Source organism: Marinoscillum pacificum, from assembly GCF_024714495.1.
GTDB lineage: Bacteria > Bacteroidota > Bacteroidia > Cytophagales > Cyclobacteriaceae > Marinoscillum > Marinoscillum pacificum.
The window spans coordinates 245,681-265,897 of the sequence record NZ_JAMZMJ010000005.1 but is presented as its reverse complement, the minus strand read 5'-3'; the positions used below and the strand labels follow the sequence as shown (position 1 = coordinate 265,897).

Below are 20,217 nucleotides of genomic sequence, written 5' to 3'. Positions count from 1 at the left end.
TTAAATAAAATGCTTAAATTTGCTTTTTTTCAAACATTTTATGCTCTTCACCTCTTTATTAAATAGAGCATTCTTTATATCCTGAAATTTTAACGTACAGTATTATCGACCAGAAAGAAACAATAGTTATCAAGTATGGCGGAAATGCTATGGTCAATGATCAGATCAAGCTTTCCGTGATGAAAGACATAGGAAAACTCCATCAAGCTGGTAAGCGCGTAGTTGTAGTGCATGGCGGAGGACCATTCATCAATGACATTTTAACAACAGTCAAAATCCAATCTGAATTTATAGGAGGTCACAGGAAAACGACTCCAGAAGCAATGAAGTACATCGAGATGACATTGCTTGGAGAAGTAAACTCAGGTTTAGTGACTTTACTTAATAATCTTGGGCATCGTGCCGTAGGTATAAGTGGTAAGGATGGTGGACTAGCCAAAGCTTCCAGAAGATATCATCATGATGGAGACAGTCAAATAGATTTAGGTCAGGTTGGAAATATCGACAGTATTGACCCTACGATTCTCAACGACTTGCTAGATAAGAATTATATCCCTGTGGTGGCATGTGTTGCACCGAGCAAAGAGGGACACACCTTTAATATCAACGCAGACATGATGGCTGGTGCAGTTGCCGGTGCTGTTGATGCAGATGATTACATTGTATTGACAGATGTTGATGGATTGATGATGGACAAAGATGATGTAGATTCTTTGATCCAGGAACTTGCTTATGATGAGTTGGCCCCTCTTTTTGATGAAGTCATCGTAGGCGGCATGATCCCCAAAATCGAGTCTTGCCAAATTGCATTGGATCAGGGAGCTAAGTCTGCTCGAATCATTAACGGTACCAAAGAAGGTACTTTAGTTGAAGCAATTATTAATCAAAACCAAACAGGAACAATCATATCAAAATAACCAATGAGTTATTCAACAGAAGAATTACATCAGTTAGATCAACAATATTATTTACCAACATTCAAAAGGTATCCGCTAGCATTCAAAAAAGGTAGTGGATCCAGGCTTTGGGACATGGAGGGTAATGAGTACATTGATGCTCTTGCCGGAATTGCAGTGAACAATGTTGGAAACTGTCACCCCAAAGTGGCTGAGGCCATCAGTAAACAAGCCCATGAATTGGTGCACATCTCCAATTTTTTCTTAAGCGAACCTCAAGTGAAGTTGGCCAAGAAGTTAGCAGAATTGTCAGGAATGCAAAGAGTGTTTTTTGGCAATAGTGGTGCTGAGGCTGGTGAAGGAGCTATCAAAATTGCTCGTAAGTACGCTTCCAAAAATGGAAGAGGCAGCAAAATCATTGCCATGAAAAATGCATTTCATGGAAGAACACTGGCTACAGTTGCTGCCACTGGTAAAGAAGCCATGATGAATGGTTTTGCTCCAATCCCAGAAGGATTTATGCATGCTCCTTTTAATGATTTGGACGCTATCAAATCGATGGTGACGGATGAAGTAGGAGCGATCATGTTGGAACCGATTCAGGGTGAAGGTGGTATTAATCCTGCGGACAAGCAATTCCTAATAGATCTCAGGGCATTTTGTGATGAGCACAATCTTGTATTGGTATTTGATGAGGTTCAGTGTGGTATAGCTAGAACAGGGAAAATGTTTGCTCATGAGCATTTTGGAGTAAAGCCAGATGTAATGACACTTGCGAAAGGATTAGGAGCTGGAGTGCCAATTGGTGCAGTATTAGCTACCGAAAAAGCAGGTCAGGCGATCGATTGGGGAGACCATGGTACTACTTATGGTGGAAACCCATTGGTATGTGCCGCAGCATTAGCAAATCTCGAAGTGATAGAAGAAGAAAACTTATTGGCAGAAGCTGAAAAGAAAGGTCAATGGGTAAAAGATAAAATAGAGTCTGTTAAAGCAGACTATCCAGAGATAAAAGAAATTAGAGGTTATGGTTTGATGTTAGGGATTGAACTAACAGTTGAGTCAAAGCCAATCGTAACAACAATGATGTTGAAGCATCATGTGATAGCCAATGCTACTGCAGGTAATGTAGTGCGTTTGGTTCCTCCATTGAATATTCCTCAGGAGGATATAGAAACAGTTATCGAAGTATTATTGAAATCAATTAAAGAACATAGATAAATGTCAAAATTTAACGTAGCTATAGTAGGAGCTACCGGATATACCGGATCAGAGTTGGTAAGAATCCTTATCAATCATCCGGATATTCATATCAGTGCAATTACGTCAGAAAGCAGAAAGGGTGAGAGATTCTCAGATGTGCATCCGCAGTATCGAGGAATATTTGAGCCGACATTGGTGAGTATCGAGGATATTCCCAATTATGAATTAGATCTTGTTTTTCTAGCATTACCACATGGAGTTTCCATGGATTTTGTGAAGGAAAACCATGACAAAGATTTTAAAATTGTTGACCTCAGTGGAGACTTTAGATTGTCTTCCAAAGGGGTTTACGAGGCCTGGTATAAGAAAGATCACAATTTTGAGCAAGGGTTTGATGCTGCGGTATTCGGATCACCTGAATTGTTCAGAAAACGAATTGCAGAGGCGAAATTAGTAGCCAATCCAGGGTGTTTCCCAACTTCAGCTATTTTGGCATTGTCTCCTTTGCTGAAAGAAGGCATTATTGATAAGAATCACATTACGGTTGATTCCAAAACAGGTGTGACTGGTGCGGGAATTAAAGCTAAACCAAATACGCATTTTCCAGTAGTTAATGACAACTTCACTGCTTATGGCGTGAAGAGTCACCGTCACACGATAGAGATACAAGAAATCATTGGTAAGTATGCCAATTCGGAAGCATCGGTATTATTTACACCTCACTTGCTGCCAGTAGACAGAGGAATACTCTCCACATGCTACACACGTCCGACTAGAGACATTTCTTCAGAAGACCTGAACAAGCTCTATCATGAATACTATGATAATGAGCCATTCGTAAGAGTTGGTGATGATTTGCCTAATTTAAAGCAGGTAAGAGGTACCAATTATTGTGACTTGTTCGTGACTTATGACGATCGTACCAATACGATCATTAGTATTGGCGTGATTGATAATCTGGTGAAAGGTGCTGCAGGACAAGCTGTTCAAAATATGAATATCATGCTCGGGTTAGAAGAAACCGCGGGCTTAAACATAACTCCATTACAACCATAAACTAAACTATTGTAATTGTGAACATGATAAGAAACATAACGAATGTTAGAGGGATCAAATGCTGGGGAGCCCACACAGGGGTGAAATCCATGCGTCGTGATCTTGCTATTCTATATTCGGAAGTGCCAGCGAAGGTGTCGGCCACATTCACTCAAAATTTGGTGGTAGCGGAACCAATCAAGTTGACGAAAAAGCATTTGGAAGAAACCAACAATATGGCTCAGGCGATCATCTGTAATTCTGGTAATGCTAATGCAGTAACTGGAAAACAGGGTGAAGAAGGTGCTTTGGCAATGGCTGAAGCAGCTGCCAAAGAGTTCAATATCGATACCAATAAGGTAATGGTAGCTTCTACGGGCATCATCGGAAAAGCTTTTCCAACAGAAGAGGTAGTTGAAGGAATTAAAGAAAACGTCAAAAAGATTTCTGAAAATTCTCGCGCCGGAAGTTTTGCTGCGAATGCTATTCTAACCACAGATACTTTCGCTAAAGAGGGATTTGTTGAGTTTGAAATTGATGGCAATACCATCAATATAGGAGGAATTGCGAAAGGTTCTGGAATGATTCACCCCAATATGGCTACCATGTTGGCTTTTGCTTTTACTGATTTGAATATCGACCAAAAGCTACTGGATAAAGCTTTCAAGGAGGCTGTAAATGACTCATTCAATATGATCACAGTGGATGGTGACACATCTACTAATGACATGGCGAGTATTATGGCTAATGGCTTAGCTGATAATGAGATGATTACTTCCACAAGTGATCCACACTATATCACATTCAAAGAGAAGCTTCATGAACTAATGACTCACCTTGCTAAGTTGATCATCTCCGACGGTGAAGGCGCTAGTAAATTCATTGAGTATCGCCTGGATGGAGCCAAGTCAAAAGAAGATGCGAGAAAGATCGTACGAGTGGTGTCAGACTCTTCATTGGTGAAAACAGCCATGTTCGGCCGTGATCCTAACTGGGGACGTGTGCTGGCAGCTATGGGTAGAAGTGGTATAAACTTTGATCCAGCAAAGGTAGATCTCTGGTTAGGTAACTCTACAGAGGAGGTGAAGATGCTAGAGCAGGGTAGACCACTAGAGTTCGACATGAACCTGGTGAAAAGGATTCTCAAGCAATCCGAGATTATCATTCAAATGAAATTAAGAGAAGGAAGAGCTTCAGCTATAGGCTGGGGGACAGACCTGACAACCGATTATGTGATGTTCAATTCAATGTATACCACGTAATCAATTGCCTATTTATCAATTAAGAGCCAGCGAGTCTGGCTCTTTTTTGTTTGTAGCGCTTTGCAAGTCCTGAGATCACAGGAGTAAGTAGTGCTGGGGGAAGTACCCATGCTAACCAGTTGTAATCATCAGGCATAAACAAACGACTGTTTTGGACTACAAAAGCGGTGATGGCTGCAACATAGCTACCACCAATGGCATTGATATGCTGAGATAACCACCACAGGTCTTCTCTTTTTCTGTTGGATAAGAAGAATCGAATATCTCTGATGCCACTGCTCATGCTGAAATAACCAAACAAGACTGATAGTGCTCCTAACCAATGGAAAGAGCCCACCTGGATGAATATAGCTATCGCATATCCAATCAGTCCCAATCCAAAGACGGCTGTTAATCCTGAAACTAACCAATCATACCACTTTTCACTGTTGGACTTTCTTCTGCGCAATACTCGAACACCTACAAATGATGAATAGAAGGTTAAAACTCTAATAACCATTAAGAAGAAACTGAATCGGTAAAATGCGATAATAATGAAGGCACTTAAACAAATCCACCACATCGCACCGACATAGATTCGTCCAGTTACAACATGGTTTTTATTGCCAGTTCTGTTGATGAAGTTGAGTAGACCAAGAAGAAGAACGATTCCTCCTGAAGTGGCGTGTGAGTATGTTAGTAGCGTTTGCATGAGCTTGATTTTTGTTCAAATCAAGTCTTTAGTATTGTTGATTGGTAATTGATTTTACCGAACTGTTGAATTCGGTAGCTGAACTGTAGTTATGCTTCTACAACTTCCTTTTTGAGTAGCTCAATTGCTTGCTGAATGTGTCTCAGTTCGTGCCACAATATGATGCGATTAGCATATTCCAGAGAGTAAACTATGAGTGGTCCAGCAGGAGAGGAGATGTAAGTCTTGTTGTGGTTGACCGTGTCCGTTTGCTTTACTAGATCAATTAATGCTGCTTGCTGCGATTTAAATTCATCTACCTTTTGTAAAGTGAACTCACTTTTAACTGGCTCGAATTTCTTTACGGTTTTAAGCTTTTTGGGATTTTCAGGATCTACAGATTGTAGAATGGATTTTCCGAGAAAATCTGTCACATAATCAAACCGTGCAGAAAATGGATTTCGGTGATTGCCTTCAACGATTTTTTGATACTTTGGAAAGTATAAAGAATTGGTAACCATAATGTGGTCCATCAACTCACCAATACTCCATTGCTCTGGGTTTGGCTTATGATTCAATTCTTCTTCGGTGATTTTGCTGAAAAGGCTTTCGACTTTTGCTGGTACTTCTTCAGCTTGTATAATCCACTCGTCCAGGTATCTGTTTTCCATAATTACATACAAAACTACTTAACGAGGTAGAATGTTAATTCATTTTGTGAGTAATATGATTTTTGTTCTGCTATTGGATCTCGGAATCTTTCTCTTTTTCCTCAAGTCTTATTTCCAGGCTGTTCATTTTACGCTGAATACTCTTCAGGTAAGCGAGGATTTCGTGATGCTCTTCATGAATTAATTCACGAGTTCTGGTTTCATCATCTTTCATTTCTGCTCTATTCAACTCATTCATTGTGTTGACCACAATAGCGATAAACACATTGAGTGTGGTGTAGGTGGCCAGCAGAATGAAAGGTACAAAGAACAAGTAAGCATTTGGAAGCTCCTGCATCATGGGACGTGCAATCCCAGAAGACCAGCTTTCCAGAGTCATTACCTGGAAAAGAGTAAAGAATGTTTTACCAAGATCTCCGAAATACTGAGGAAAATCTTCTTGATAGAGGTCTGTTCCTATTACAGCGAAAATGTAAAAGATCATGAATAGCAGAACCGCTATCCATCCGATACTTGGAATGGACTTAAGTAGCGATTCTATAATTAAACGCAGCTTGGGTACATTTTTAATCAGGCGTGCTGTTCGTAATATTCTAAGGGTTCTAAGAATGTGAAGAGGTCCAGCAGCTGGAATTAGTGCAATTGCCACAATAAGGAAGTCGAATAGGTTCCATGCATTGGTGAAAAAGCGATGGCGATAGGCTACAATCTTCATCGCTATCTCCAGTGTGAAGATAATGAGTATGTACTTGTCTATCTGAGTGAGCCATGCGCCAACTCTGTTGGTGATTGTAGGGGAGGTTTCAATACCAATTGTGATAGCATTAAGCAGTATCAACCCAATGATAGTGTATTGAAATTCCTTGGTTTCCAGAAATCTCTTTAACTCATCTAAATTTTTTAGACGATATAGGATTAACCGCAAAGGGTTTTTGCTTTGTTCAGACATGGTGATTAATACAATAATAAGCCTTTTGGGCTTAATTAAGGCGAAATCACGGTATTCTAATCAAAGTCTAATTAGTTGCTCGCTCGTAAGTAGTTTGCTCTTCACAGCCCGTATCGTCATTGGTGTTGAAGATCAACAATACATCACCGTTAAGATTAATATTTACATTTCTGCAGACTTCTTCATCTTCAATTTCTGTACACAAAGTCATGATTCCGCTTCCTAAGGAAAAAGTTCCCGATTCATTCACAGCCACACCATTGTTGAAGGTAGAAGTAGAATAATACTGGCTAACGATTTTTTCATCGTTGACTACCGCAGTATCTACTACAAAAACAAAAGTTCTGCAATCGTTACTCGGACAGTCAAAGGAAAAGGTGCCATTACTTGTTCCATCAGTACAGCCAGTAATGTGGTTTTCTGTAGAAGTCCAAGATCCTAGAATATTGGCAGCAGAAATGGATTGATCGTCTTTCTTACACGAAGACATTAGTAGAATTGTAGAAAGACTGAAGAAGATAACCTGTTTCATAACACTCATTTTAACCTAAACGCAAAGTTAATGTTAATATTTAAAGTTATTCTTGAAATAATGCAGTTAGGGAAGTCAGGCAGATTCCAGGCTTGAATAATGGATATAAAGAAAAGTACTCCAGTTTCCTAAAGTGCTTTAGTAGCTATTGGTAGAACCCCCGTCCGCCAGCTGGCGGATATAAATCCGACTCTTGGCGGATGAATCCGGCACTTTTAGTATTTAGACTGGATTAGTTTCCAGATCATGTCTCTTCCTCGAGCAGATTTCAATTGTTTTTCTCGAATGATTGAATCAGCTAATGAATCACATTTTTCGAGGAAGATCAATGTCCAAGGTCTGAACTTGATTGTATACCCTTTATGGCCAGTATAATGACTCATGAGACGAGCTTTAATGTTTGAGGTTCGTCCGATGTAGATTTTATTGTATGTCTTAGAATATAGTGCGTATACGAAGCGGTAGTTCATTATAGTAAAATAAAAAAAACACTTCAGTTTCTTGAAGTACTGTTGTAGCTCTCGGTAGCACTTCCGTTTGTCAATTTGCGGATACCTGCCTGACTTTCGGCGTATGAATCCGACGTAATTCTTTCTAAAGGATTGGTGATAACAAAAAAACACTCCGGTTTCCTGAAGTGCTTTAGTAGCGAGGGGGGGAATCGAACCCCCGACCTCCGGGTTATGAATCCGACGCTCTAACCATCTGAGCTACCTCGCCATATTCATTTTTTTTCGAACCTTAGACCTCCGTGTTATGACACTGCGCGTGCCGAACCGACGCTCTAATCATTCCTAGCAATTAGTCTGAGCCTGTCTGCCGACAGAGGCATGACTATCTCGCCAGAATTTTTATTTTTCCTTTTGGATGTTCAATTAAATGTTGATTTGATTTTGTTTTTAATTCGTTCAAATCCCCTATATTAACCGCCGATTGAGCAACATTTCGACCTTCAACTGCTGGCCACATCCGTAAAAGGAGTGCAAATGTAAAAAGATTTTCTTTTTATCATAGCAATTTGTCGATTTCAATTTTTTTTATCGTGATTTTAAAAATTCCTCACCTATGTCGAAGGAAAAATTTATTGGTGAATACCCTATTAATGCATCCAAAAAGATGCTTTATCCTTATTTAAGCACAGCTTCTGGGCTGGCTCAGTGGTTTGCAGATGATGTTAATATTAACGAAGATAAAGTTTATACTTTTTTGTGGGATGGAGACGAGAACAAGGCTAGAATAGTGTCTAGCAGAACCAATTCTCATGTGAGATTTGAATTCATTACAGAAGAGGAGGATGATGAAGATGAGCCTCCATACGTTGAGTTCAAGCTAGATATGAATGAGTTAACTCAGGAAGTATTTATTCGTGTGACTGATTACAGTGATATGGATCCAGAAGAGAGTGAAGAATTATATGAAAGCTTAATACATGATCTAAAAGAAATTGTAGGAGGATAAACTAACTCAAACTTTCTTGCGTTTTCCCTTTTGTATTTCTTAAAGCATATTTGCGGACCCAATGCGCAAGATCGATAAACTCATACTTCAGGCTTTCATTAGTCCGTTTATACTTACCACTGTAGTGGCCACTTTTATTTTGGTGGTTCAGTACATGATGAAGTATTTCGATGATTTTGTTGGCAAAGACTTAGGATTCGACGTATTTGCTGAGCTTATTTTTTATTTCAGCTTGAATATGTTGCAAGCTGCATTGCCATTAGGTGTGTTGGTTTCTTCCTTGATGACCTTTGGTAATCTGGGAGAGCATTTTGAGTTAACAGCCATAAAAAGTGCGGGCATCTCTTTGTTGAGAGCCTTGCGACCAATCTTCTTTTTTGTGGTACTTCTTACCATTGGAGCTTTTTACTTCAATAACTACGTAGTTCCAGCGGCTAATTTGCAAGCATATAGTTTACTGTATGATATCAAGCACAAAAAGCCGGGTCTCGATATCAAGGAAGGTGTGTTTTACAATGGTATTCCTGACTACAGCATTAAGGTAAAGGAAAAATTACCTGACAATGAGACGCTAAAAGAAGTTCTTATCTATGACCATACTGGAGGAAGAGGTAATAATCGTGTGATTCTGGCTGATTCCTCTAGGATGTATATGATTCTCAATGAGCGCTATTTGAAGCTCGAATTGTATAATGGAAATTATTACAGCGAGGAGCCTAAACCCCGTGCAGAAGTAGATGATTTCTATCGTACCAAGTTTGATCGCATGGATATGGTGTTCAACTTGTCTTCTTTTGATTTGAAGCGTACGAAGAAAGAGTTGTTTCAGAATAATCGTCAGATGAAGAATATTGCTGAACTGACGGAGGATATTGATTCATTGAGATTTTCAGTGTTAGAAACAAAATATGGCTTCTTCAGAAATGCGAAGGGCTTCTTTACTTATCATCTGGATTCCGTTGAGATTCCACTTAAGAAAATAGTGGATGAGTATGATGCTAAGTTTAGAAAAGAAAAGCAAGAAGAAATCCAGGATGAAGACAGTGTTAAAACTGAATTGCAAGCTTCGATGTTGCCTGATTGGGAATTGTGGCAGCAACAAAATGAAGAGGTTCAGGATAAGGATTCTGTAGTTAAGGGTAGAGCAATCAGAGAGCGAGTAGATATAGCACGCACTAAGAGAGAACAACTTTCCAGAAATTCAATCGACCGTGCGACAGCATTGAAAAATACACGCAGAAATGATAAAGCTACTGCTCAGGTTTTGATTGACACGTTAAGTTGGGACTACTTAAATGCAAAATCCAATAAGGTGGATTTATTGCAAACTGCGAAAAACCAGGCTCAGAATATTAAGGTGAATTTGAGTTCGGTGAGCTCTCGTGTAGATAACCTGGATCGTGATCTGAACCGTTGGATCATTGAGAAGTGGAAGAAATATAGTCAGGCGTTTGCCTGTATCGTGATGTTTTTGATAGGTGCTCCATTAGGATCTATTATTAAAAAAGGTGGAATGGGAGTTCCAGTGATAGTTTCTATCCTGTTTTTCCTAACGTATTACATCATCAATATCATATTTGAGAAAAATGCGAAAGAAGGTTTAATCGATCCGGCTTTTGCAGTTTGGGTAGCTGATTTATCTTTGCTTCCGATAGGTCTGTTCTTTTTGAGGCAGGCCAGAATAGATGCGAGATTGTTCGATACGGATTTCTACAACATCTGGATCGATAAGTTAAAAGCTAGATTTAATAAAAGTAAGTAATAGTATTATTGTTTTTAAAATTAAAGCATTTAAATTTGCGCTTTGATTTTAAGGGACAACAAGAGAAAAAGTAAAGAATGTATTTAACGAAGGAAAAGAAAGAAGAATTCTTCACCAAATACGGTCAAGGAAAAGAAGATACAGGTTCTGCAGAAGGACAAATTGCTCTTTTTACACACCGTATCAATCACCTCACTGAGCATTTAAAAGCAAACAAGCAAGATCACTCTACAAGATTAGGCTTGATGAAATTAGTAGGTAAGAGAAGAAGATTGCTTGATTATCTAACCAAAAAGGATATCGAGCGATACAGAAGCATTATCGCGGAACTAGGAATCCGTAAGTAATTTAAGAAGAAAATAATAGGGGAATTCAACTCAAGGATTCCCTTTTTTTTATCTAAGGCGCCTGGAGAAAAAAGTAAAAAGTAAGAGGCTCCTTATCACTATTTTAATACTCAACATTTTATGAAGCCTCAATACACGGTTAAAAAATTTGCATTAGCTGATGGTAGAGAGATCTCTATTGAAACTGGCCGCCTGGCCAAGCAAGCTGATGGCTCTGTGGTAGTGAGAATGGGTGACACCATGGTTTTAGCTACCGTAGTTTCTAGTAAAGACGCAAAAGAAGGAGTGGATTTTCTTCCACTTTCAGTAGACTATCAAGAGAAATTCGCATCTGCAGGTAAAATTCCTGGTGGATTCTTGAAGAGAGAAGGTAAGCTATCTGATTACGAAGTATTGATCAGTAGATTGGTAGATAGAGCGCTTAGACCACTTTTCCCTTCTGATTACCATGCTGATACGCAGGTAATGATCTCATTGATTTCTGCTGACCCTAAAGTATTGCCAGATGCTCTAGCAGCATTGGCAGCATCTGCAGCATTAGCAGTTTCTGATATTCCATTCGATGGTCCTATTTCGGAGTGTCGTGTGATCCTTAAAGATGGTGCTTATGTGGTAAACCCAACTCCAGAGGAGATGGAAGGTTGTGATCTTGATTTGATCGTGGCTGGTACCATGGAAAACATCATGATGGTGGAGGGTGAATCTCAGGAAGTGAGCGAAGACGAGATGCTAGAAGGTATCAAAGTGGCTCACGAAGCGATCAAGATTCAGTGTCAGGCACAAATCGAATTGGCTCAAGAATTAGGTAAGACTGAAAAACGTGAATACGATCACGAGCCTAAAGACGAAGAGCTAGAAAAGAAAATTAAAGATTTCTGTTACGATAAATGTTACGAAATCGCTAAACAAGGATCTGCTAACAAAAACGAAAGAGGCGAAGCTTTTGCTGCGGTAAAAGAAGAGTTTCTTGCTCAGTTCTCTGAAGAAGAACTAGAAGAGTTAGATAGCTTCCTTGTAAAGAAATATTTCCATGACGTTCAGAAATATGCAGTGAGAAACTGTGTGTTGGATACTAAGAAACGTCTTGATGGAAGAGACTTAGAGCAAGTTAGACCTATCTGGAGTGAAGTAGATGTATTGCCTACTGCACACGGATCAGCAGTATTCACTAGAGGTGAAACTCAGTCATTGACTACTGTTACTTTAGGTTCTAAGATGGACGAGCAGATGATCGATGGAGCAATTCATTCTGGTTATAACAAATTCATCCTTCACTACAACTTCCCTGGTTTCTCAACTGGTGAAGTAAGACCAAACAGAGGTCCTGGAAGAAGAGAAGTTGGTCATGGTAACCTTGCTATGAGAGCTTTGAAACCAATGATCCCTACAGAAGATAGTCCATACACTATTCGTGTAGTATCTGATATTCTTGAGTCAAATGGTTCATCATCTATGGCAACAGTTTGTGCTGGTGCATTGGCATTGATGGATGCTGGTATTAAACTTAAGAGTCCAGTGTCAGGTATCGCTATGGGTATGATCTCTGATAGCGAAACAGGAAGATATGCAGTATTGTCTGATATCTTAGGTGATGAAGATCACTTGGGTGATATGGACTTTAAAGTAACCGGTACAGATAAAGGTATCACTGCATGTCAGATGGATATCAAGATCGACGGTCTTTCTTATGATGTATTGAAGGAAGCTTTAGCGCAAGCAAACAGAGGTAGAACACACATCTTGAACGAGATGAAAACGACACTTGCGGCTCCTAGAGATGAAATGAAAGAGAACGCTCCAAGACTTGTTCAAATCAACATTGAAAGAGATCAAATTGGTGCGGTAATCGGACCAGGTGGTAAGATTGTTCAGGAGATTCAGCGAGAGTCTGGGGCTACTGTTACGATCGAAGAAACTGATAAAGGTGGTCTTGTAAGTGTATTCGCTGCTAACAAAGAGTCTTTAGACGAGGCAGTAAGAAGAATCAAGGCGATCGTAGCTGTTCCTGAAATTGGTGAAGTGTATGAAGGTAAAGTGAAGGCAATCATGCCATTCGGTGCTTTCGTAGAAATACTACCAGGTAAAGACGGTTTGCTACACATTTCTGAGATCAAATGGGAGCGTGTAGAGAAAGTTGAAGGCGTACTAGAGGTAGGCGAAGAAATTAAGGTGAAACTTATCGATATCGATAAGAAAACTGGTAAATACCGCTTATCACGAAAAGTTTTATTGCCTAAACCGGAAAAGAAAGAGGAAAGCTAATTAAATTTAGTGGTGATAGACCATCGGCCGGAAGGGTTCCGGCCATCAATTAATCACCGACTAAATGAGACAACTCAAGATTAGTAAGCAAATAACCAATAGAGAGAGCGAATCTCTTGATAGGTATTTGCAAGAAATTGGAAGGGTTGATCTGATTACTGCAGAAGAAGAAGTTGTATTAGCACGTAAGATTAGAGAAGGAGATCAGGTAGCGTTAGAAAAACTTACGAAAGCGAATCTTCGATTCGTGGTATCAGTTGCCAAACAATATCAAAACCAGGGTTTAACACTTGGTGACCTTATCAACGAAGGAAATTTAGGATTAATTAAAGCCGCGCAACGTTTCGATGAAACGCGCGGCTTTAAATTTATATCCTATGCTGTATGGTGGATCAGACAATCCATTTTGCAAGCATTAGCGGAACAATCCAGAATTGTTCGACTTCCTTTGAATCGTGTGGGTTCATTAAATAAAGTAACCAAAACCTTTTCTGAACTGGAACAAAAATTCGAGCGGGAGCCAACACCTGACGAATTGGCAGAGTTTCTTCAGATTACTGAAGATGAGGTGGTTGATACCATCAAAATCTCTGGCAGACATGTTTCAATGGATGCTCCTTTTGCTGGGGGTGAGGAAAGTAGTTTGCTGGATGTCTTAGAAGATGACATGGAGGTTACGCCAGACAATACCTTAATTACAGATTCCCTTTGTATTGAGGTTCAGCGGGCATTATCTACGCTTACTTCAAGAGAATCCGATGTTGTGTGTTATTATTTTGGATTAAATGGTAGTCATGCATTAACATTGGAGGAAATTGGAGATAAATTTGGCCTGACACGCGAGCGTGTGAGACAAATTAAGGAGAAGGCCATCAGACGATTGCGTCATGCCTCCAGATCCAAATCACTCAAAGTTTATCTCGGATAAGTAGCCAAAATGACACTTTGAACCTTTCTGGTGTTTTTTTTGATACAATAAAGAGAGATAATCGTTGTGTCAATAAGAATTTAGAAAAATAGATCAAATAATGGCTAAAGAGAGAGTTAAAGTATTAATCATTGGTTCAGGACCTGCTGGATTTACAGCTGCCATTTATGCTGCTAGAGCGGGTATGAAACCAGTATTATATCAAGGTGGTCAACCAGGTGGTCAGTTAACGATTACTACAGATGTGGAGAATTATCCAGGATATCCTGAAGGTATCATGGGGCCACAAATGATGGTTGATTTCCAGAAACAAGCTGAAAGATTCGGAACAGATATCAGAAGCGGTATGATCACTGCTGTTGATTTCTCAGGATGGCCACATAAAGTAACTGTAGACGGTAAAGATGAAATCGAAGCTGAAGCAGTCATTATATCTACAGGTGCGGCAGCTAAATGGCTAGGTCTTGAAAGCGAACAACGCTTAAATGGACGTGGAGTGTCTGCTTGTGCAGTATGCGATGGTTTCTTCTTTAGAGGTCAGGATGTTGCGATTGTTGGAGCGGGTGATACTGCTGCTGAAGAAGCAACTTATTTATCTAAGCTTGTGAACAAAGTTTACATGCTGGTAAGAAGAGACGAAATGAGAGCTAGTAAAATCATGCAGCAACGTGTAATGAATGCTCCAAACATTGAAGTACTTTGGAATACTGAAACTGTAGAAGTAGAAGGAGGTGAAGAAGTAGAAGGTGTGAAAGTGAGAAATACTCAAACTGGTGAAGAGAGAGTTCTTCCAGTTCAAGGTTTCTTCGTTGCGATAGGTCACGAACCAAATACTGCAATATTTAAAGACTACATCGATATGGATGAGTCTGGATATATCAAAACAATCCCAGGAACTTCTAAAACCAATGTGCCAGGTGTATTCGCTACAGGTGATGCACAGGACAAAAACTACCGTCAGGCAGTAACTGCTGCAGGAAGTGGTTGTATGGGAGCATTGGATGCTGAGCGTTTCATTGCTGAGAAGGAAGTGGAAATGCAAGAAGCTGAAGTTTAATAGCTAAAACATAAAATAGGATAAGGTCCCGATTGAGTCGGGACTTTTTTTGTTATGAAAATCAACATACTAGCAATAGCAGCGCATCCGGACGATGTAGAATTGTCTTGTGCAGGAACATTGATAGCTCACAAAGATCGTGGTTATACCACGGGAGTGATTGATTTAACACGTGGTGAAATGGGTACCAGAGGTACACCAGAGCAGCGCATTGAAGAGGCTACAGAGGCTGGTAAAATCATGGGACTTTCTGTTCGCGAGAATATGGAGTTTGAAGATGCCTTCTTCAGTAACGATAGAGAACATCAATTGGCGCTAATTCAGAAGATTAGAAAGTATCAACCGGATATTGTGATTACCAATACGACTTATGACAGACATCCTGATCATGGTAGAGGTGCGCAATTGGTAGAAGAAGCATGCTTTAAAGCAGGTCTGGTAAAGATTGAAACACTAAACTCTCAAGGCGATCCGCAGAAACCATGGAGGCCTAAGAAAGTGTATTATGTCATTCAAAGCACTTCTATAGCTCCAGATTTCTTTGTAGATATTTCCTCTGCACAGGAGCGTAAAATGGAGGCCATTAAAGCCTATGGTTCTCAGTTTTTTGATCCGAACAGTAAGGAGCCAGAAACCTATATAGCCAAGCCGGAATTCATGAAAATGGTGGAGGCTAGAGCCATTGAGTATGGTCACAGAATAGGGGTGAAGTATGCGGAAGGTTTTATTACCAAAGACTTTATTGGTGTGAAAGATCTTTACAACTTATCCTAATTGATAAACGATTTAAAAGTAAAAAGCCATCATGACCGAAGTGTCATGATGGCTTTTTTATTGCTGTGATCATTAAATCAAGGAGAAAGCCTTTCTCTAGACCAATCATTGTCATTCTTAGTATACATGATGCGATCATGTAGCCTGCTTGGTCTTCCTTGCCAAAACTCAATAGAGGAAGGAATCACTCGATAACCACCCCAGAAGTCTGGAAGCGGCACTTTCCCTTCTTTGAATTTCTCTTTCATTTCATGAAGTTTCACTTCCAGTATATTTCTCGAAGTGATCACCTGACTTTGATGAGAAACCCATGCTCCTAATTGACTGCCAAAAGGTCTGCTCATGAAATATTTCATAGATTCAGCGGTGCTTACCTTTTCAGCAATGCCTGTTACCGCCACTTGCCTTTCTAGCTGAAACCATGGGAACAACAGCGAAATATGAGGGTTTTGCTCCAGCTGCTGTGCTTTTCTGCTTTTGTAATTGGTGTAAAAAACAAACCCCTTAGTGTCAAATGCTTTTAAAAGCACGGTTCTTTGAGTGATTTGTCCTGCACCATCAGATGTACCAACAATCATGGCATTTGGTTCAGTAAGTTCACTTTTTTGCGCCTCAGTAAACCATTTTTGGAATTGCTCAATTGGAGAATCAGCTACACTGTCCAGATCAAGAGAGGCTTTGGTGTACTCCTTTCTTAATGATGCTAAATCTAAACTCATACTTAAGGTGTGATTATTCCTAATTAAGGTTAATAATTGTTTTATTTGTTATGAAACCAAAGGTAGGACTTTGGAGGTGATGAAAGTCACGTTCAGTTATAAAACTGATTAGAAAGAAAAGGTTTAAATTTTATAAGATTACCAATCTGGTGATCGTAAAGAACATAAATGGATTATTTCGCAACAGATCAATTAATAGAACCAGAAAAAGGGGATTTGCTTATATCGGAGCCGTACTTACCGGATCCGAATTTTGAGCGAACAGTTATCTTATTATGTGAGCATGATGAGAATGGTTCGTTTGGTTTTGTGTTGAATAAGCCATCTAATTCTGGTTTGTCTGAGCTGATAGAAGAGGCTGAAGGGTTTGATTCCACTGTGTATGTAGGTGGGCCTGTACAGCAGAATACCCTTCATTTTTTGCATAAATCGCCGAACAAATTGGCTAGTGATAAAGAAATTGTAAATGGTGTTTATTGGGGGGTAGATTTTGATAACTTACTAACTAGTATCAATACCAAAGTAGTTGATGAAAATGATTTGAAGTTTTTCATAGGCTATTCGGGATGGTCAGATGGTCAGTTATTAGACGAATTAAAGGCCAAGTCATGGATTGTTTATAAAAAAGCTACTCCAGAATTGGTATTTGACATGAATCCAGAAGAGCTTTGGAGAGAAGCTTTGCAAAATATGGGTGGTAAGTATCGGGTAATTTCTAATTATCCTACGGATCCCCGCCTGAATTAGTGATCCGATTTTATTAGTTTTATGGCTTGTAGCCAACCAAAAGAGAGGTTCCGATATGGAAGACAAGGAAAACAAGTTGCCTGAGAATCAAGAAAATCTAGAGATTCAGGATGAGGTTCAGGAGACCCCTGAATTACAAAAGGAAGAAGAGACAGCTGAAGAGGTTGTGTCAGAAGAAACTAAAGAGGAGGCTGAAGAGCCTGTAGCTGAACCTGTTGAAGCTGCCTCAGAAGAGCCAGTGAAAGAGGAAGCAGCTGAGCCTGTAGAAGCTGTAAAAGAAGAGGCACAAGCTGATTCTGAAAGTGAAGAGCATTCTGATGATGACGATCATGATGATCACGAAGAAGAGAATAAGCTTTTGGAGGAGTTGGATTTTGAGAATCCAACAAAAGAAGAGTTGTTCAACACTTTGAAGAAGTTTGCTTCTGTTGAAAATATGAGAATTCTGGATAAAGGATTGAAAGAAATTCGTCCTTTATACAATAAGATATTTGATGCTGAAAAAAATGCTGCTCTTGAAGCCTTTGTGGCAGAGGGTAATGATTCAGCGGATTTTGACTTTAAAGGTGAAGCCGTAGATACAGAGTTTTATGACCTGTATGAAAAGCTGCGTCATAAGAAGTCGGTCTATTTTTCCCAACTTGAAAAGAATAAGGATGCTAACCTTATCAAAAAAGAAGAAATCCTTGAACATCTAAGAGAGTTGGTTGATGGAGAAGAAAGCAATGCTTCTATCAATAAGCTGAAGGAACTACAAGAGGAGTGGAGAAGTGTAGGTCAGGTGCCTGGTGCACAGGCTAAGACTATGTGGGCCAACTACCATGCATTGATTGATCGTTTTTATGATCAGCGTAGTATCTACTTCGAATTAAAGGAATTAGACCGCAAGAAGAATCTTGAGAGCAAGCAAGAGCTATGTGAGCGTGCAGAAGCGCTTAGTGATCTTGAGAACATAAAGGATGCAATTTTTCAGTTAAATGAATTGCATGAAGAGTTTAAGCATATTGGTCCCATTCCTAAAGAGGATCAGGAACCAGTGTGGCAGCGTTTTAAGGCTGCTAGTGATGCAGTATACTCTAAGCGTAAGGATTATTTTGATACACTAAAGAAAGAACTTGGCGAGAATGCTGATGCGAAACAAGCATTGGGAGATAAAGCTGCTGAGTTTGCTAAATTTGATTCAGATCGAATTACTGAATGGAATAAGAAGACGAAGGAATTGCTAGAGCTTCAAAAGGAGTGGGATAAGATCGGAGGACTTCCACGCGAAAATGCCAAGGATATCAACAAACACTTTTGGGGTAATTTCAAGCAGTTCTTCAATAATAAGAATAGCTTCTTTAAAGCTCTTGAGGGTCAACGTGAGGAAAACCTGAAGAAGAAGCAAGAGCTGCTTGCCAAGGCGGAAGAAATCAAGGACAGTACTGATTTTGTGAAGACAGCCAATGAGCTGAAAAAATTACAGAACCAGTGGAGAGAGATTGGTCCGGTTCCAGAGAAGTTTAGAAATGAAGTGTATAAGCAGTTTAAAGCGGCTTGTGACCACTTCTTCGAGAAGAAAAGATCTCAGAACGACTCTAAGAACAAAGAGTTCGAGGATAACCTCAAGAAGAAAGAAGCTATCTGTAAGCAGATCGAGGAAATTATTAAGGCTGATACCATCGAACTAGAAGAGGTTTACAATCTATTGGATGATTATGCCGATATCGGATTTGTTCCTAGAAACGCAATCAAGAAGATACATAGTCGCTACGACGAAGTAACTGATAAAGTAATCGGTCTGGAAGATTTGTCCGATGACCAGCGAAGTGAATTGAAAATTCACGTGCAAATGAGCAAGTTGAAAAACAGTCCTCATAGTGGTCAGAAAATCCATAGAAAAGAAGGAGCTATTAAGCGCAAGATTTCTACAATTGAAAATGATATCGCTACTTGGAAGACCAATATGGGCTTCTTTGCACAGTCGAAAAATGCAGATCAATTGAAGAAAGATTTCGAAGATAAGATCGAAAAAGCAGAGCAAGAGCTAGAGGATTTGAAGAAGCAACTGGATGTTCTAAAAGAAATTTAAAATTTCTTTCTTCAAGTTTTGCATTATTTAAATGTAAGTCTATATTTGCAACCGCTTTGAGACAAAGCAAAAGCAGTCAACACGGCGGACGCCGTTTGATAGGCCTCCATAGCTCAGCTGGCCAGAGCAACTGACTTGTAATCAGTAGGTCGTTGGTTCGAATCCGACTGGGGGCTCACAAAGCACTAAAAACCCACTTAGAAGATATACTGAGTGGGTTTTTTCATTTTAGGGTAAAGTTGGTTTTTCGTCTAAGTCATTGGTTCTGAGCTGACTAAACAACGCTTGTTTTCCTGTATTATTCTGATAGAAATAATTGAATTATTCTAAGATTCTGGAAATCAATTAGATAAGGTGTTTAGGTGATTCTGTATAAAAATAGCGACACTTATAGCTTAAGATGTCACTCACTCATCGGAGTGTATAGGATCTGTCCATCAAGATATTTGAGAAAGCCCTCTCTAATTTGCACTTTCACATACCATTCCTTGAACTTTCGTCTGTCACCAGAGATTATTGGTAAATCGCTGATCGGGTGAACTTCATTGAGGTGTGTTCTGATTTGCTGACGCTCGATCTTCTTTTGACAGAGGGGACAAGTATACCTACGTAGCCACTTTTTGTTTTTAAGTTGGATGAACTTTGCGCTAGATCTGTCCACCTCATCCTTGATGGCCTGGGCTTCATCTTGCTTTAGTTCATTCAGCTGCTCTATTTTCCAGCTCCAGTCATTGAAGAATGTCTCGATGTGATCCATCGGGATTCCTCGTTGATGAATTTCTTCTTTACTCTTTCCAGAAACGACATATCTCCATATTTTTTTGTCGTAGTTCATGTGATGACTTCTGCTGGGCGATTAGATTTTATTATTAGC

General features: G+C 39.6%; 20 protein-coding genes and 2 tRNA genes. 14 read left to right on the top strand and 8 right to left on the bottom strand.

The genetic code is table 11. The features are described from left to right. The first annotated feature begins 62 nt into the window (after nucleotides 1-62). Genes argB through argJ form a run of 4 tightly spaced genes read left to right on the top strand, consistent with a single transcriptional unit; the run spans nucleotide 63 to nucleotide 4,396 of the window. Entirely contained in the window at nucleotides 63-917 is an 855-nt protein-coding gene (gene argB / locus NXS00_RS14125) for an acetylglutamate kinase (protein WP_308709192.1), read from the top strand. 3 nt (nucleotides 918-920) lie between these two features. Beyond that, nucleotides 921-2,117: an aspartate aminotransferase family protein gene (locus NXS00_RS14120; RefSeq protein WP_258099866.1), complete on the top strand. Its 1,197-nt coding sequence runs from the start codon at nucleotides 921-923 to the stop codon at nucleotides 2,115-2,117. After that, a complete protein-coding gene (gene argC / locus NXS00_RS14115) occupies nucleotides 2,118-3,155 on the top strand; it encodes an N-acetyl-gamma-glutamyl-phosphate reductase (protein WP_258099865.1) in 1,038 nt (345 codons plus the stop codon). It begins immediately after the preceding gene. Nucleotides 3,156-3,178: 23 nt separating this feature from the next. Then, nucleotides 3,179-4,396: a bifunctional glutamate N-acetyltransferase/amino-acid acetyltransferase ArgJ gene (gene argJ / locus NXS00_RS14110; protein WP_258099864.1), complete on the top strand. Its 1,218-nt coding sequence runs from the start codon at nucleotides 3,179-3,181 to the stop codon at nucleotides 4,394-4,396. A gap of 19 nt (nucleotides 4,397-4,415) precedes the next feature. Here argJ and NXS00_RS14105 read toward each other — a convergent pair whose 3' ends face one another. The 6 genes from NXS00_RS14105 to NXS00_RS14080 form a co-directional block, all read right to left on the bottom strand. Further along, nucleotides 4,416-5,087, bottom strand: coding sequence for a hypothetical protein (locus NXS00_RS14105; RefSeq protein WP_258099863.1), 672 nt, complete (start codon nucleotides 5,085-5,087; stop codon nucleotides 4,416-4,418). Between the two features lie 89 nt (nucleotides 5,088-5,176). Continuing rightward, nucleotides 5,177-5,737, bottom strand: coding sequence for a DinB family protein (locus tag NXS00_RS14100; protein ID WP_258099862.1), 561 nt, complete (start codon nucleotides 5,735-5,737; stop codon nucleotides 5,177-5,179). Between the two features lie 70 nt (nucleotides 5,738-5,807). Next, nucleotides 5,808-6,662, bottom strand: coding sequence for an ion transporter (locus NXS00_RS14095; protein ID WP_258099861.1), 855 nt, complete (start codon nucleotides 6,660-6,662; stop codon nucleotides 5,808-5,810). Nucleotides 6,663-6,753: 91 nt separating this feature from the next. Beyond that, nucleotides 6,754-7,218, bottom strand: a complete 465-nt coding sequence (locus NXS00_RS14090; protein WP_258099860.1) for a hypothetical protein — start codon at nucleotides 7,216-7,218, stop codon at nucleotides 6,754-6,756. 215 nt (nucleotides 7,219-7,433) lie between these two features. Next, a complete protein-coding gene (locus NXS00_RS14085; RefSeq protein ID WP_258099859.1) occupies nucleotides 7,434-7,688 on the bottom strand; it encodes a GIY-YIG nuclease family protein in 255 nt (84 codons plus the stop codon). Between the two features lie 176 nt (nucleotides 7,689-7,864). Continuing rightward, a tRNA-Met gene (locus NXS00_RS14080) sits at nucleotides 7,865-7,938 on the bottom strand. A gap of 345 nt (nucleotides 7,939-8,283) precedes the next feature. On the opposite strand from NXS00_RS14080, the gene NXS00_RS14075 reads away from it, so the two are divergent. The 7 genes from NXS00_RS14075 to bshB1 all read left to right on the top strand — a co-directional run bounded on the left by NXS00_RS14075 (nucleotide 8,284) and on the right by bshB1 (nucleotide 15,806). Then, entirely contained in the window at nucleotides 8,284-8,676 is a 393-nt protein-coding gene (locus tag NXS00_RS14075; protein WP_258099858.1) for an START-like domain-containing protein, read from the top strand. 61 nt (nucleotides 8,677-8,737) lie between these two features. Further along, nucleotides 8,738-10,438 carry an LptF/LptG family permease gene (locus NXS00_RS14070; RefSeq protein WP_258099857.1) on the top strand — a complete coding sequence of 567 codons (1,701 nt, stop codon included), beginning with the start codon at nucleotides 8,738-8,740 and terminating at the stop codon, nucleotides 10,436-10,438. 77 nt (nucleotides 10,439-10,515) lie between these two features. Further along, entirely contained in the window at nucleotides 10,516-10,785 is a 270-nt protein-coding gene (gene rpsO / locus NXS00_RS14065) for a 30S ribosomal protein S15 (protein WP_258099856.1), read from the top strand. A 120-nt stretch (nucleotides 10,786-10,905) separates the two neighbouring features. Further along, nucleotides 10,906-13,047: a polyribonucleotide nucleotidyltransferase gene (gene pnp / locus NXS00_RS14060; RefSeq protein WP_258099855.1), complete on the top strand. Its 2,142-nt coding sequence runs from the start codon at nucleotides 10,906-10,908 to the stop codon at nucleotides 13,045-13,047. A gap of 64 nt (nucleotides 13,048-13,111) precedes the next feature. After that, on the top strand, nucleotides 13,112-13,975 hold the full coding sequence (locus tag NXS00_RS14055; RefSeq protein ID WP_258099854.1) for a sigma-70 family RNA polymerase sigma factor: 864 nt from the start codon (nucleotides 13,112-13,114) through the stop codon (nucleotides 13,973-13,975). A 100-nt stretch (nucleotides 13,976-14,075) separates the two neighbouring features. Continuing rightward, the gene (trxB, locus tag NXS00_RS14050; protein ID WP_258099853.1) at nucleotides 14,076-15,032 is read left to right on the top strand and encodes a thioredoxin-disulfide reductase; all 957 of its coding nucleotides are present in this window, start codon (nucleotides 14,076-14,078) and stop codon (nucleotides 15,030-15,032) included. 54 nt (nucleotides 15,033-15,086) lie between these two features. Continuing rightward, entirely contained in the window at nucleotides 15,087-15,806 is a 720-nt protein-coding gene (gene bshB1, locus NXS00_RS14045; RefSeq protein ID WP_258099852.1) for a bacillithiol biosynthesis deacetylase BshB1, read from the top strand. Nucleotides 15,807-15,883: 77 nt separating this feature from the next. Here the strand turns inward: bshB1 and pdxH are convergent, their stop codons facing one another. Further along, the gene (gene pdxH / locus NXS00_RS14040) at nucleotides 15,884-16,525 is read right to left on the bottom strand and encodes a pyridoxamine 5'-phosphate oxidase (RefSeq protein WP_258099851.1); all 642 of its coding nucleotides are present in this window, start codon (nucleotides 16,523-16,525) and stop codon (nucleotides 15,884-15,886) included. Nucleotides 16,526-16,693: 168 nt separating this feature from the next. Between pdxH and NXS00_RS14035 the strand changes: the two genes are divergently transcribed. The 3 genes from NXS00_RS14035 to NXS00_RS14025 all read left to right on the top strand — a co-directional run bounded on the left by NXS00_RS14035 (nucleotide 16,694) and on the right by NXS00_RS14025 (nucleotide 19,519). Then, entirely contained in the window at nucleotides 16,694-17,272 is a 579-nt protein-coding gene (locus NXS00_RS14035; RefSeq protein ID WP_258099850.1) for a YqgE/AlgH family protein, read from the top strand. A 55-nt stretch (nucleotides 17,273-17,327) separates the two neighbouring features. Beyond that, a complete protein-coding gene (locus NXS00_RS14030; protein WP_258099849.1) occupies nucleotides 17,328-19,343 on the top strand; it encodes a DUF349 domain-containing protein in 2,016 nt (671 codons plus the stop codon). A 102-nt stretch (nucleotides 19,344-19,445) separates the two neighbouring features. Beyond that, nucleotides 19,446-19,519 (top strand) — tRNA-Thr (locus tag NXS00_RS14025). A gap of 227 nt (nucleotides 19,520-19,746) precedes the next feature. On the opposite strand, the gene NXS00_RS14020 is transcribed toward NXS00_RS14025, so the two are convergent. Then, nucleotides 19,747-20,178, bottom strand: a complete 432-nt coding sequence (locus tag NXS00_RS14020; RefSeq protein ID WP_258099848.1) for a hypothetical protein — start codon at nucleotides 20,176-20,178, stop codon at nucleotides 19,747-19,749. Between the last annotated feature and the right edge of the window lie 39 nt (nucleotides 20,179-20,217).

Coding starts and splice junctions, on each gene's coding strand:
- NXS00_RS14120 (WP_258099866.1), top strand. CDS start 921: ATGAGTTATTCAACAGAAGAATTACATCAGTTAGATCAACAATATTAT.
- argC (WP_258099865.1), top strand. CDS start 2,118: ATGTCAAAATTTAACGTAGCTATAGTAGGAGCTACCGGATATACCGGA.
- argJ (WP_258099864.1), top strand. CDS start 3,179: ATGATAAGAAACATAACGAATGTTAGAGGGATCAAATGCTGGGGAGCC.
- NXS00_RS14105 (WP_258099863.1), bottom strand. CDS start 5,087: ATGCAAACGCTACTAACATACTCACACGCCACTTCAGGAGGAATCGTT.
- NXS00_RS14100 (WP_258099862.1), bottom strand. CDS start 5,737: ATGGAAAACAGATACCTGGACGAGTGGATTATACAAGCTGAAGAAGTA.
- NXS00_RS14090 (WP_258099860.1), bottom strand. CDS start 7,218: ATGAAACAGGTTATCTTCTTCAGTCTTTCTACAATTCTACTAATGTCT.
- NXS00_RS14085 (WP_258099859.1), bottom strand. CDS start 7,688: ATGAACTACCGCTTCGTATACGCACTATATTCTAAGACATACAATAAA.
- NXS00_RS14075 (WP_258099858.1), top strand. CDS start 8,284: ATGTCGAAGGAAAAATTTATTGGTGAATACCCTATTAATGCATCCAAA.
- NXS00_RS14070 (WP_258099857.1), top strand. CDS start 8,738: ATGCGCAAGATCGATAAACTCATACTTCAGGCTTTCATTAGTCCGTTT.
- rpsO (WP_258099856.1), top strand. CDS start 10,516: ATGTATTTAACGAAGGAAAAGAAAGAAGAATTCTTCACCAAATACGGT.
- pnp (WP_258099855.1), top strand. CDS start 10,906: ATGAAGCCTCAATACACGGTTAAAAAATTTGCATTAGCTGATGGTAGA.
- NXS00_RS14055 (WP_258099854.1), top strand. CDS start 13,112: ATGAGACAACTCAAGATTAGTAAGCAAATAACCAATAGAGAGAGCGAA.
- trxB (WP_258099853.1), top strand. CDS start 14,076: ATGGCTAAAGAGAGAGTTAAAGTATTAATCATTGGTTCAGGACCTGCT.
- bshB1 (WP_258099852.1), top strand. CDS start 15,087: ATGAAAATCAACATACTAGCAATAGCAGCGCATCCGGACGATGTAGAA.
- pdxH (WP_258099851.1), bottom strand. CDS start 16,525: ATGAGTTTAGATTTAGCATCATTAAGAAAGGAGTACACCAAAGCCTCT.
- NXS00_RS14035 (WP_258099850.1), top strand. CDS start 16,694: ATGGATTATTTCGCAACAGATCAATTAATAGAACCAGAAAAAGGGGAT.
- NXS00_RS14030 (WP_258099849.1), top strand. CDS start 17,328: ATGGAAGACAAGGAAAACAAGTTGCCTGAGAATCAAGAAAATCTAGAG.
- NXS00_RS14020 (WP_258099848.1), bottom strand. CDS start 20,178: ATGAACTACGACAAAAAAATATGGAGATATGTCGTTTCTGGAAAGAGT.